The sequence below is a fragment of the Flavobacterium magnesitis genome, assembly GCF_041729735.1.
Lineage (GTDB): Bacteria > Bacteroidota > Bacteroidia > Flavobacteriales > Flavobacteriaceae > Flavobacterium > Flavobacterium magnesitis.
In genome coordinates this window covers 20,276-33,599 of sequence record NZ_JBCFQK010000022.1, presented here as the reverse complement: position 1 = coordinate 33,599, position 13,324 = coordinate 20,276, and the positions used below count along the sequence as shown (strand labels likewise).

The window sequence follows — 13,324 nt, the reverse complement described above, 5'->3', positions numbered from 1 at the left end:
ATTTCAAAAAAACTAAATAAACAGCGGCATTAAAGTATAACCTTTCAACTAAATTGAATTTGGAATAATTTTTTCAAGTTCCGCAAATAAGACTGCAATTTTAGATTTCAAGTCAGAAAAATAATTTTTTAATTCTGCTTCGTCATGATCTTTCAATTCTAGTGTGTTCAAAATGGCGGCAATTTCAGTGGCTTGAATTTGTTTGAACATCGGAGCCATTTTATGTGCCACTTGTTTTATTTTTTCGTATTCCAATGTTTGAATATTATTTTCAAGAACAGAAAGATTGGAATTAGTTGATGTTATAAAAGAATGAAGTACTGTTTTTATAGCTTCTTTGTCATTTTTTAAAAATAAATTTAAAGAATCTAGAGTATAAAGTTCTTCTGGATTTTTAGATTTCTGAACTTCATTTTCTTGAATAGGAAGCGTTGTTTGGTTTAAAATAGCATCAATAGTTTGTAATAGAATGTTAGGTGTAAATGGTTTTTTGAGTACAGCTGTAAACCCTGCGTTGATGTAAATATCCTCAGTTAAATCGGCTCTTCCTGTTACCGCAATTAACGGCTGATTGTTGTACTTGTTTTGGTTCGTTTGTAATTCTTTGACAAGTTCAAAACCATCTTTTACAGGCATTTGGATATCCGTAATCAAGACATCAAAATGTTCTGAAGTCATGTTTTGTAATGCTTCCACAGCATTTGAAAACGAAATCACATTGTAATATTGTTTTAAAACTTCGGTGGTAAGTTGCAATAAATCGGGGTCGTCATCAACCACAATAATAGTTTTATTTTGATGAATTGGTGTGTAAATAGATGGGGTTGTTTCTTCCGTTTTTCCATTTTCATCAAAAGTTAAGTCTAATACTATTTCGAAACAACTTCCTTCTTTAGAGCTGTTTTTTAGTGATAATTCGCCACCTAAAAGAGTGATAATTTTTTTCGAAATAGCCAAACCTAAACCAGTTCCACCGTATTTTTTTTCAATAGTTTCATTAGCTTGAGCAAATTCTTCAAAAACCAAATCCTGACTTTCTTTCTCAATCCCAATTCCAGAATCTTCAATGGTTATATAGGCTTTATTTTTGCTAGAATCTAGATTAGCAATAATTTTTATATAACCTTCAGGAGTGAATTTGTAGGCATTTCCAATGATGTTTATTAGCACTTGTTTCAATCGAAAAGCATCGCCAATAATGGGTTGGTTGAGTTTTTCGTCTATTATAATTTGCAAATTGATACTCTTTTGTTGGTAAACCGATTGCAAATTTGTAGCTACTTCTTTTATGGTTTCGGCTAATGAAAACGGATTTTTTTCTAAGTTTATTTTCCCAGCTTCAATTTGCGAAAATTCCAATAAATCCTGAACTAATCTCGAAATATATTCGGATGAATTTTTAATGTTATTGGTGTAATAAGATTGTTTGCTAGTTAAGGTCGAATGCCCCAATAATTCTGTATAACCCACAATAGTACTCAATGGTGTTTTGAGATCATGACTCACAGTAGAAATGAGTTGTTCCCTGCTTTTGAGCAAGTTTTGAGTTTTAAAATTGGCAATTTCCAATTGTTTTTTATACGATTGCGTTTTAGAAAAATCACTGGTAATTAATATCGAAAAAATCACTGTTAGGAGTAAACCTAGGATGGCGGCATAGGTAACAATTTGGTTAATTTTTTTTAAAGATTTTTCTTTTTCATTATTGTCTTTTATGGAAGAAGCCAGAATTTCTTGTTCAATAATGCGAAGTACTTTTCTAAGCTGATCAGAAATTAAAAGTTCATTAGTCAATAATTTACTCTCTTGAATGCTTAAGGATTCTTTTTTCTTTTCGGTTTCTAATTTTACTTTACTCAACAATCTTTTTGAAGCTGATAAAATAGAATCGGTTTCTTTTTTTGTTAACGTATTGCTGGTGTCATCAGGAATATTTTGATTGAGATAATCAATGTAATTTTGTAAAACCGTTCGCTGGTGATTGCTTAATTTTTCAGGATTTTTGGTAAAATCCTGGAGTTTTAGTTTGCTTAAAGATAACTCTAATTGGGTTAATTCTTCAATAGCGTCATTCACTGAAGCTTCATCAGATGTTTTGTTTTTTATAGCTTTGAGATATTTGATGTTTTGTGTTTTTTCGGTAAGCAAAACCATCACACTGTCTAATAATTTTATTTGGTATTGGCTGGAAAGAATATGTTTTAAAGAGCCAATTCTTGTTTGTAATGAGTTAGTTTCCTGAATGTAATTTTTATAATCTATTTCAGAATTGGATTGAATGGTTTTTCGGGCTAAACTTTCCGTTTTATACACATTCGAAAAAAGTTGGCTCACTTTTAAAACCTTGTTTTTTTCGAAAGCTATTTTGTTCTCAATTTTCGAATAGTCCATATTTTCAGTATATAAAATCCAGCCTACGCCTGCTACAAGCGACACTAAGATCATATAACTGATAAATACTTTTACAGGAATATTACTGTTCTTGTTTCCCATTTTTTTAAATTCTGTAGTTATTTTATATTGTTTCTTTCAACCATTTAAAAAATTCTCTTTGCCAAACTTGTGCATTTTGAGCTTGTAATACCCAATGATTTTCTTCGGGAAAATACAAAAAACGACTTTTAATTCCGAGTAATTGAGCTGCTTGAAAAGCTTCTTGTGCCTGACCAATAGGAACGCGAAAATCTTTTCCGCCTTGGATAATCAATATCGGTGTATTCCAGTTACTTACTAAGTTTATCGGATTGAATTCTTTGTATGCTTTTAGTACAATAGTATTGTCTTTTTCCCAATACGCACCGCCAAAATCCCAGTTGCTAAAGAAGACTTCTTCGGTAGTTCCATACATACTTTGGGTATTGAAAACGCCATCATGTGCAATAAAAGTTTTGAAACGATTCTTATGAATTCCAGCCAAATAAAACACCGAATATCCGCCATAACTTGCGCCAATACAACCCAAACGATTTTTATCTACATAACTTTCTTGTGCTAAATTATCAATTGCCGAAAGATAATCGTTCATCACTTGTCCGCCCCAATCTTTACTAATTTGTTCGTTCCATTCTACACCATGTCCTGGCATTCCACGGCGATTTGGTGCTACAATAATATAATCATTGGCAGCCATTAATTGAAAATTCCATCGGTAGGAATAAAACTGACTCAACGCACTTTGTGGTCCGCCTTGGCAATACAACAAGGTCGGATATTTTTTAGTAGCATCAAAATGGGGTGGAAAAATAACCCAAACCAGCATTTTTTTACCATCAGTAGTAGTTACGTATCTTTTTTCGGTTTTGCTTAAAGCTAAAGATTGATAGGTTTCAGTATTGATATTAGTTAATTGTTGCCAATTTCTCTCCACCAAATCATAAGAAAAAATTTCTGCCGCATGATTGGTGTCCTCTCGGGTCACTATAATTTTAGTTTCATTGAAACCAATTAAGTTTGTAATATCAAAATAACCATCAGTAATTTGATGAACTTGTGGAAGCATTTTTGTAAGTCCGGGAAAATGAACTTCAAATAATTGTTTAGTTCCATCAATCGGGGCAATAAAATAAATTTTTTGGCTGTCTTCACTCCAAATAAAACTATCCACTGTTCCATCCCAATGAGCCGTTAGGTTGATTTTTATTCCTTGGAAAAGAACAATAATATCATTTTTATCGGCTTCATATCCGTCGCGTTTCATTTGCAACCAAGCCAAAATTCCGGAAGGGGAGAATTGTGGAGTAACATCATAACCTTGATTTTCTTCGGTAAGATTAGTGGTTTTTCCAGTTTTTAGTTCGTATTGAAAAATATTGCTATTGGTAGAAATAGCATATTCGGTGCCTACTTTTTTCTTAGTTACATAAAGAATGTTTTTGCTGTCTTGCGACCAAATATAATCTTCATCTCCGCCAAAAGGTTTTTGAGGACAATCAAAGAGTTCATTTTCCATGATGTCCGTTTTTGGGGCATCAGTTTTATTTTCGCTATAAAAAACATGATTGAATTTGCCTTCGTTCCAGGTATCCCAGTGGCGGTAATTTAACGAATCATAGATCTGAACTTCGGCTTTTTCTAGTTCAGGGTAAAAATCTTTGCCTAAAACATGTTGTAATTTTACTTCTTGGTGAGAAAGCAGGTAATTACCATCTGGTGATAGTTTTTTGTTAGCCAAAATACTATCGGTGTTTTCAATTTCGGTTGGGTTTCCACCGTTTATAGGAATAAAATAATGCTTTGTATGTTGTTTGTTCTCTTCAACCGAAGGCGTATTTACTTTGTAAACAATATTTTTTTTGTCTTTGGATAATCCTAATGCTGTTATTCGTCCTAATTGCCACAGCAAATTGGCTGTCATTTTATTTTGAGTCATTGTTTTAAGGCTACAATTGTTTTGGGAGTATAAAAATAGCTAATTTATAATTGCTTCTTTGGGTTCTTAACAAGGAAAAAAGGGGATGTGTTTTGCAAATAATTTATATTTCGATTTAAAATGAGTTAGAAATAATCAGAATTTCATTGGATGAATAATTAAAAAAAGTATTTTTACTTCATGTAAGATTCTAAATTTCCAATTTGGATTTTCAACCACAAATCACCCAATCAAGTTAAAAAACAGCATTAAGAGCACACCAATAATGGCGACAAAAATTACTCCAAATAAAAGACCTGTAAAGAAAAAATCTCCAACTTTTATGACCAGATTGAGGACTATTTTTTTTAAAACAGTTTTCTGGTTTGTGGGGCTTTCTTTGTTTTTTGTAGTCTTTTTTAAATTTGTTCCAGTTCCTTTTACTCCGTTGATGCTTATGCGTGCTATAGAAAACAAAACGGCAGGCAAGCCCGTTTATTTCAATCATGATTGGGAACCGCTGGAGAATATTTCGGTTAATTTACAAAAAGCAGTTATTGCCAGCGAAGACGGTTTGTTTTTAAAGCACAATGGTTTTGATTTTAAATCGATGCAAAAAGCCTATAAAAACAACGAAAGAGGTCGAAGAATAAAAGGCGGAAGCACCATTTCTCAACAAACGGCAAAAAATGTGTTTTTGTGGCAAGGCCGAAGTTATATTAGAAAAGGTCTGGAAGCTTATTTTACGGTTTTGATTGAGTTGATTTGGGGGAAAGAACGCATCATGGAAGTCTATCTTAATAGTATCGAAATGGGGAATGGCGTTTATGGAGCCCAAGCAGCAGCCGAACATTGGTACCGAAAAGATGCGGCTAATTTAACTCCTAGACAAGCCGCCGGAATTGCAGCAATTTTACCTAGTCCTAGAAAATATACAGCAACAAGTTCTTCTTCTTATATTAATAGAAGAAAAGATAAAATTGTGCGTGTGATGCGTACAGTGGGCAAAATTGAGTATTAGATGCAATCAAAAACAGTACTTTTTATCTATTCTTTCTTGTTGATTTCGGCTAATGTACTAAGCCAAAATTCGAATATTGAAATAGGTATTGTTACTGAAAATGATTTGTATACTTCTTCTAAAAATGATCAATATTATACTAACGGATTAGAAATTTTCTATCGTTATTTATCAAAAAAAGAGAAACCAAAACTCCTAAAACAAGTAAATCAGATTAAATTAGGGCAATACATGTATAGTCCTCGAGATATTTACAGGGATGAAGAAGAAATGTTTGACAGACCTTTTGCGGGTTATCTTTTTGGCGAATTTGGGAATACTAATTTTTATACCAATCAAACCGTTTTAAAAAAGTATGTCCAAATAGGCTATGTTGGGCCTAATTCTTTTGCTGACAAAGTACAATCGAGTACGCACCGCTTGTTTAACTATACAGCTTTTGATGAATGGGATTACCAAATTGAAAATGCCTTGTCAATACAACTGTATGCCATGATTGCAAAACCTTTTTTAGGTACCATTAATAGTGAAAGAATCGATTTTCAATGGCAAACAGAAGCAAAATTGGGAACCATATTTACGGGTTTTTCAACGGGTTTTGTTACTAGAATTGGGATTAAAAAATTAGTTGCTCTTTCGGATTCTAATTTTTACGGAGCTTCCTTAAATAAAGACAAGAGTTTGTCCCAAAACGAATTTTACTTTTACCTAGCACCTTATTTTAATTATCAAGTTTATGATGCCACCATACAAGGCAGTCTTTTTGATGATAATAGTCCAGTAACTTTTGATATTATCCCTTTTCGATTTAATGGAGAAGCAGGTTTGAGGTATCGAAAAAACAATCTAAATCTTTCTTATGCATTTGTTTACAGAGGAAAAGAATTAAAATCAGAAAGAATGACGGGTTATTTTTATGGCTCTATCGGGATCTCATATCTTTTTAGATAATATCAAAAATGCAAGCAGAATTGCTTTTTTTATAAATAAGGTTTTTTTTAGAGTTAAAAAAAAGAACTTAAATGTGAAATATTTAATAAATTAGTTTTAATTTAACATAAAACTAAAATCTGTACAATGCTTAAATTTTGGACTTCCATCCTTGTTATTTTTTTTCCATTATTTCTTTTTTCTCAAGTGGAAATCGATTCATTATTAAATGAATTGGATACAACTTTAGACAAAAGCGAATTTTATCATAATAAGAAAGAAACTGAAATCAATAAACTCCGCAGTCTGCTGAAACTTACGTCTACAAAGGTTCATCAATATGAAATTTATGAGAAATTATATGGAGAATATAAATTTTATCAATCGGATTCTGCTTTAAATTATGCTAAGAAAAGCATGAAAATTGCAGATGAATTAAATGATTTATCAAAAATTAATATCTCTAAATTAAACCTTTCTTCCACAATGGGAACTTTAGGGATGTATAAGGAAGCAACAGATGTGTTAAATAAAATAGATATTAATGCCACACCTGAAATTAAAGGTGCCTATTTTGGCGTTTGTAGCACACTTTATCTTTCAATGTCTGATTTTGCAGCTACATCACAAGAAAAAAATAACTACTTAGAATTAACGCAACAATATAGAGATTCGAGCTATTATTTTTATCCTAAAAATTCAGAACCTTTTATAATTCATCAATCTAACAAGCTTTTTCAAAATAAAAAGTACGATGAAATTATTCGTTTATTAAGTGATTATTTTTCTAAAATGGACAAAAATAATCCTGATAAAGCAGTAGTTGCTTATATTGTTTCGCAAGCACATCAACACAAAAAAGAGTACGAACAAGAGAAAAAATGGCTGATTGTTTCGGCGATATCAGACTTGCAATTAGAAAAAAAAGAATACATTTCGCTTCGTTCATTAGCCTACATTTTATATGAAGAAGGCGATATAGATCGTGCTTATAAATATACAAAAAGGACACTTGAAGACGCACTCTTTTGCAATGCTCGTTTAAGAACATTCGAAATTTCTAAGATGATGCCTATTATTAATGAAGCTTATCAAAAACAAAATGATACTAATCGAAAACAATTGATTTTGTTTTTAGTGAGTGCGAGTATTTTGTCTTTGTTTTTAATGGTTGTTTTGTTTTTGTTATTCAAACAAATGAAAAAATTATCCAAAGCAAAACAAGAAATTAGTTCTGCAAACTCTCAATTAATCACGCTTAATAATGAGTTGCATTTGTTTAACGAAAAGCTAAATGATACGAACAATACGCTGAAAGAAGCCAATCTTGTAAAAGAAATTTACATCGGTCGCTACATGGATCAATGTTCTGTTTATATCAGCAAATTAGATGAATACAGACGAAAACTGAATGTAATTGTCATGAGTGGGAAAACTGCCGAATTGGTAAAAGTGATTAAATCCAAAGAATTTATTGAAGAAGAACTAAAAGATTTCTATCATAATTTTGACAAGACTTTCTTATTGCTTTTTCCGAATTTCATTGAAGATTTCAATGCTTTATTGATAGACAATGAAGATATAAAATTGAAACAAGGAGAGTTAATGAATACCGAGTTGCGAATTTTTGCTTTAATCCGTTTAGGAATTTCAGACAGTGTAAAAATAGCCGAATTTTTGCGCTATTCTCTATCTACAATTTACAATTACAGAACTAAATTAAGAAACAAAGCTTTGGGACCTCGTGATGAATTTGAGGCAAATGTGATGCGTATTGGATCAATAAATAAGTAATTTACTTTTGTAATTGTAGCTTCTGTTCTCTTTTTAAGGTTTATTATTGTTTTTGTAAACTACAGATTTACTACTTTTTTTAGTTCTAAAAAATAAATTAACTTACTTTAAATCAATATTTTGTGATGTTTTTGTATTGTTTTTGACTACCATTTTTTATTAATGAAAATTAGGAGAATAAAATCAATATAAATTTGGTTATCGAATGCTTTTAAAGCAATTTATTAATCTATTAACAGAACCAAATGAAGTATTTTTATTTATTAACGCTGTGCTGTTTCGCATTAGTTAATACCACTTTTGCACAACAGTTACAATCGCCAAATCAGAAATTGCAAATGGAGTTTTCTTTGCAAAATGATGGTACACCAGTTTACAGTTTGAATTACAAAGGAAAAGTTGTTGTCAAACCAAGTAAGTTAGGTTTAGAACTAAAAAATGATGCCAAATCATTATTGAACGATTTTATAATTAAAGATTCAAAGACCAGTACTTTTGATGAAGTATGGAAACCAGTATGGGGTGAAGTAGCTTCAATTCGCAATCATTATAACGAATTAGTGGTGACCTTAAATCAAAAAGTTACAGAAAGACAATTAATCATTCGTTTTCGTTTGTTTGATGACGGACTTGGATTTCGTTATGAATTTCCTGCACAAAAGAATCTAACTTATTTTGTAATCAAAGAAGAGCGTTCTCAATTTGCTATGACTGGAGATCACACGGCTTTTTGGTTGCCAGGAGATTACGATACGCAGGAATACGATTATACCACTTCAAAATTATCTGAAATTAGAGGTTTAACAACAAAAGCAACTACCGAAAATGTATCTCAAAAAACATTTTCGCCTACAGGCGTTCAAACTTCATTAATGATGAAAACTGCTGATGGATTGTACATCAATTTGCACGAAGCGGCTCTAATTAACTATTCTTGTATGCACTTGAATTTAGATGACAAAAACATGGTTTTTGAATCTTGGTTAACGCCTGACGCTAGTGGTGACAAAGGTTATATGCAAGCTCCCGATCATTCTCCATGGAGAACCATTATGGTTAGTGATGATGCTACAGAAATTTTAGCTTCAAAAATGACTTTAAATTTGAATGATCCTTGTAAAATTGAAGATACCTCCTGGATAAAACCAGTTAAATATATTGGGGTTTGGTGGGAAATGATTACAGGAAAAAGCTCTTGGGCTTATACTGATGATTTTTCAACGGTACAATTAGGAGTAACTGATTATGCTAAATCTAAACCGAATGGAAAGCACGGAGCTAATACTGCGAATGTGAAGAAATACATTGATTTTGCCGCGTCGAATGGATTTGATGCTGTTTTAGTAGAAGGTTGGAATGAAGGTTGGGAAGATTGGTTTGGTCATTCAAAAGATTATGTTTTTGATTTTGTAACGCCATATCCGGATTTTGATGTAAAAGGCATTCATGATTATGCAAAATCAAAAGGTGTAAAAATGATGATGCACCATGAAACTTCAGGTTCTACCCGCAATTATGAGCGCCACATGGATAAAGCCTATCAGTTTATGAAAGACAATGGTTATGATGCTGTAAAAAGTGGTTATGTGGGACCAATTCTACCTCGAGGTGAAAATCACTACAATCAATGGACAGTAAACCATTATCAATATGCTATTGAAAAAGCAGCCGATTATAAAATTATGGTCAATGCTCACGAAGCAATTCGTCCTACAGGAATTTGTAGAACCTATCCTAATTTAATTGGAAATGAATCAGCCAGAGGAACCGAATATCAGGCTTTTGGAGGCTCAAAACCCAATCATGTTACCATTTTGCCATTCACTCGTTTAATTGGTGGACCAATGGATTATACGCCAGGTATTTTTGAAATGGATATTAGCAAATTAAATCCTGAAAATACTTCGCATTTGAATAGTACTTTGGCTAACCAATTGGCATTATATGTAACCATGTATAGTCCCTTGCAAATGGCTGCCGATTTACCTGAAAATTACAATCGTTTTGCCGATGCTTTTCAGTTTATTAAGGATGTCGCAGTAGACTGGAGCGATAGTAAATATTTAGAAGCAGAACCAGGAGAATACATTAGCGTTGCCAGAAAAGCCAAAGGAACAAACAATTGGTTTGTAGGGAATGTAAATGGAGAAACAGCACGTATATCAACTATCAAATTTGATTTTCTAGAAAAAGGTAAAAAATATGAAGCCACTGTTTATGCTGATGCAAAAGAGGCTCATTATAAAACAAATCCTCAAGCTTATAGCATTCGAAAAATAAAAGTAACTAACAAATCAAAATTGAGCCAGTTTTCAGCTCAAGGTGGTGGTTATGCTATTAGTATTGTCGAAGTTAAATAGATTTTAAAGAAGTAAAAAACACCATAATTTAGAAAAGTTTGGTTATTTAATTGGTAATATCAAAATTGTGTTTTTTATTGTGAAGCCCCTCAGCATACTGAGGGGCTTTTTTGTAGTTTTATTTCTGTTTTTTTCTTACTCTAAATTCAAAATTTTCTGTTCCCAGTAAACCTGTACCGCTTACTCCTTCAAGATTTCCTATAAACAAGGAATTAATATCTGAACAGAAAAAATCAACAACAGCCTCTCCTTTTTCATCTGTAATAATATCCGATTTCCAGAATAAGGTATTACGGTAATCTGGCGTGGAATCCATTGAGGTTACTTCATCATAAACGGCTTCATAAAAGACTTTCTTACCATAATAGCCTTCTAACATCGTCATATTAAAAAAAGCCAAAAGTTCAGCTTCGGTTAAGTTTGGATAATGATAAACAACTTCGTTCCTGTCATCATTTAAATACGAATGACATTGAACAATCCAAACATATCTAGAAGTATTAATATAAACACCTCCCTCAACGGGTTTTAATCTATCAGAAGAATGGCAACCATCTTTACAACGAGGACAGTTTAAATAATTAGTTAAAGGGCAAAAAAAATCAACTGTTGGAGATTGTATTCTATACAAACTATCCAATTTTCCAATGTATTTATCTCTAAATACTTGTCCTTTCTTTTTTGAAGTAATTACAACTTCTTTGAGTTTGTTTATGGATTCACGACCTATAAATGGAGAAATTTCTTTAGGGTTTATTTTTTCTATTTCTGGGAATGGATAAATTATGGTTTTATTTTTACGTTCATTATTAATTACTTCAAACGAATTATCTTTGATTGAAATTTGGTATTTTGGTTTTTCTGGAGTCATGAGTTTCATATAAGTATAACCACCTTCTCCTATTTTTAAATTTTTAGAACCAATGGTAAAAAATCCCGCTGCATCGGTCATCATCAATTCTTGTTCTCTGTTTTCATCCGCAGCAAATAAAATCATCGCTTTCGGTGTAGAGTCTGCTGCTTTCTTATCAGGTTTTACTAGCTGAACTTTTCCTTTTATTTCATCAAATACAACAGGGGAAATAAGGCTTTTCTCTTTTAAATTATTCTCATTCCAGACATAATTCCTCCATCCTTGCGTGAGTAATACTAAATCTAATGCTTCTTTTCGGTCTTTATTTTTTTCGTCAAAATAATAAGCTGGATTATAGATGTTGCCTTTTAATTGGGTGGAAAGCAAGTAATGGCTTTGTATGTTTTTAGCATCTTGCTTGTTTTGATAAATGGCATCATATACACTTAATCCCAAATGCGCTACAACTGCTTGACCGTTTTCGTCCGTTACTTTTATTTTCAAGTTTGCCTTGTCTCGTGTAATGAATTCGCTTTTATTGAGTTTTGTTTGGATATTTAATTTTTGATCTTGTTTCACAAAAACCAATCGCTCGGCAATTGGCAACGCATTTTCATTAAAAAGAGTGACTTCGGCAATGCCTTGAGGCACTTCTTTTAGGGGGATTTTAATTGTCAATTCTTTCTTTAACATTCCTGTTGCAATACTGTAAACCACCCCTCTAAGTTGCAAGCGAAGAAACACTTTTTCGGGTTTTGAACCTTCACTTTGCGAAATTTTAAACAGTAAATATTCTCTAGCATTGGCCAATAGGTTCAGTATTTTTCCACTACTTTCTATAGTTGCAATATCATATTTTTTGTCGGAGACCAATTTTGGTTCAGAAAGTTCAATATGGTATTTTTTGTCAGCATCTGGTGTAAAAGTTAGTGCTCCCATACCCGCATGACTGCTTTTAAATGTTTGTAAAAGAATATTGTTTTCAAATAAAGCACCAGCAGTATCTACTGGTAATCCTTTTGAATTGACAGCCTTAAATGCTAAACGGCTCTGTATTCCTGAAACGAGTTTTCCTCCTTCTGCAAAAGTAGAAAAATGTAGAATGCTGTCTTTTTCTACTGGAGTTACATCTGTTTTTTGGCTTATTGTTTTTACAATTTTTATTTTTTTTAGTGCATAAAACTCTTTTGCCTCTTTTGTAAAAGAATGTAAACTATAAGCGGCTAAGGTATAAGTTCCTTCAGGTAAATCATTTTTTAAAAACAAATGTCCATTGACAAAACCATTTTCTATTTCGTATTTTTTCTCCCAAACTATTGTATCTCTTTTATCTTCTATCAGTTGTACAAACATTGTTTTACTGCGGTCTGAAGGTGTAAAATCTTGCGCATCTAGAACATAGCCTTTAAACCACATATCCTCCTCAGTCTCATAAATACCTTTGCTGGTTTGTAAATACACTAAGTCCCTTGCATTATTTTTAGAAACGCTTTGTAACTGTTCTGCTAATTGATCCATAATCCCGATATTATTTTGGGTATATCCTAAAGAAGAAAATAGATACAGAATAATAAGACAAAATTTTAATAAAAAAAATGAAAAAGAATTATTTGATTGCATCTCTAATTTTTTAAAAGCTAAAAAATGATTATCCAACGAATATTTATAATAAGTAATTACTGCTAAAATATAAAATTAAGGCTAAACTAGATGGACTGTTTTCTTATTTTAATAGTTGAAATATTTTATTAAGTGTGTATTTATTCGTAACTTAATTTATTTATTATGTAAATAATGGAATAAATAATTGTTTAATCAACAATTATTTGATTGTTAAGCTAACTATTTATGAATAGGGCTAAAATGAACTAAAATCATGTTTTTTGCACTACTTTTTTACTACTTTTTTTTAAAAAATAAAATATATAAATTATTGATATTTAAATAGTTAGTTGTTTTTAATTAATTGATTAACTACATTTTTATTGTTGCTAAAATTGAGGCTGTTAAATCCACAT

The 13,324-nt window shown here is 31.7% G+C and carries 7 protein-coding genes; 4 read left to right on the top strand and 3 right to left on the bottom strand.

Features of this window, described 5'->3' with window-relative positions:
- Positions 1 to 48 precede the first annotated feature (48 nt).
- Both AAGV33_RS13385 and AAGV33_RS13380 read right to left on the bottom strand, forming a co-directional pair.
- A complete protein-coding gene (locus AAGV33_RS13385; RefSeq protein ID WP_373392575.1) occupies positions 49 to 2,493 on the bottom strand; it encodes a hybrid sensor histidine kinase/response regulator in 2,445 nt (814 codons plus the stop codon).
- Positions 2,494 to 2,515: 22 nt separating this feature from the next.
- Positions 2,516 to 4,369, bottom strand: a complete 1,854-nt coding sequence (locus tag AAGV33_RS13380; protein WP_373392574.1) for a S9 family peptidase — start codon at positions 4,367 to 4,369, stop codon at positions 2,516 to 2,518.
- Positions 4,370 to 4,634: 265 nt separating this feature from the next.
- On the opposite strand from AAGV33_RS13380, the gene mtgA reads away from it, so the two are divergent.
- The 4 genes from mtgA (at position 4,635) to AAGV33_RS13360 (ending at position 10,453) form a co-directional block, all read left to right on the top strand.
- Positions 4,635 to 5,369 carry a monofunctional biosynthetic peptidoglycan transglycosylase gene (gene mtgA, locus AAGV33_RS13375; RefSeq protein WP_373392573.1) on the top strand — a complete coding sequence of 245 codons (735 nt, stop codon included), beginning with the start codon at positions 4,635 to 4,637 and terminating at the stop codon, positions 5,367 to 5,369.
- Positions 5,370 to 6,320, top strand: a complete 951-nt coding sequence (locus AAGV33_RS13370) for a lipid A deacylase LpxR family protein (protein ID WP_373392571.1) — start codon at positions 5,370 to 5,372, stop codon at positions 6,318 to 6,320.
- A 126-nt stretch (positions 6,321 to 6,446) separates the two neighbouring features.
- The gene (locus AAGV33_RS13365) at positions 6,447 to 8,093 is read left to right on the top strand and encodes a DUF6377 domain-containing protein (RefSeq protein WP_373392569.1); all 1,647 of its coding nucleotides are present in this window, start codon (positions 6,447 to 6,449) and stop codon (positions 8,091 to 8,093) included.
- A gap of 245 nt (positions 8,094 to 8,338) precedes the next feature.
- Complete coding sequence (locus AAGV33_RS13360) at positions 8,339 to 10,453, top strand: glycoside hydrolase family 97 protein (RefSeq protein WP_373392568.1); 2,115 nt, start codon at positions 8,339 to 8,341, stop codon at positions 10,451 to 10,453.
- A 118-nt stretch (positions 10,454 to 10,571) separates the two neighbouring features.
- Here AAGV33_RS13360 and AAGV33_RS13355 read toward each other — a convergent pair whose 3' ends face one another.
- Positions 10,572 to 12,824, bottom strand: a complete 2,253-nt coding sequence (locus tag AAGV33_RS13355) for a hypothetical protein (RefSeq protein WP_373392567.1) — start codon at positions 12,822 to 12,824, stop codon at positions 10,572 to 10,574.
- Positions 12,825 to 13,324 lie beyond the last annotated feature (500 nt).

Coding starts and splice junctions, on each gene's coding strand:
- AAGV33_RS13385 (WP_373392575.1), bottom strand. CDS start 2,493: ATGGGAAACAAGAACAGTAATATTCCTGTAAAAGTATTTATCAGTTAT.
- AAGV33_RS13380 (WP_373392574.1), bottom strand. CDS start 4,369: ATGACTCAAAATAAAATGACAGCCAATTTGCTGTGGCAATTAGGACGA.
- mtgA (WP_373392573.1), top strand. CDS start 4,635: ATGGCGACAAAAATTACTCCAAATAAAAGACCTGTAAAGAAAAAATCT.
- AAGV33_RS13370 (WP_373392571.1), top strand. CDS start 5,370: ATGCAATCAAAAACAGTACTTTTTATCTATTCTTTCTTGTTGATTTCG.
- AAGV33_RS13365 (WP_373392569.1), top strand. CDS start 6,447: ATGCTTAAATTTTGGACTTCCATCCTTGTTATTTTTTTTCCATTATTT.
- AAGV33_RS13360 (WP_373392568.1), top strand. CDS start 8,339: ATGAAGTATTTTTATTTATTAACGCTGTGCTGTTTCGCATTAGTTAAT.
- AAGV33_RS13355 (WP_373392567.1), bottom strand. CDS start 12,824: ATGGATCAATTAGCAGAACAGTTACAAAGCGTTTCTAAAAATAATGCA.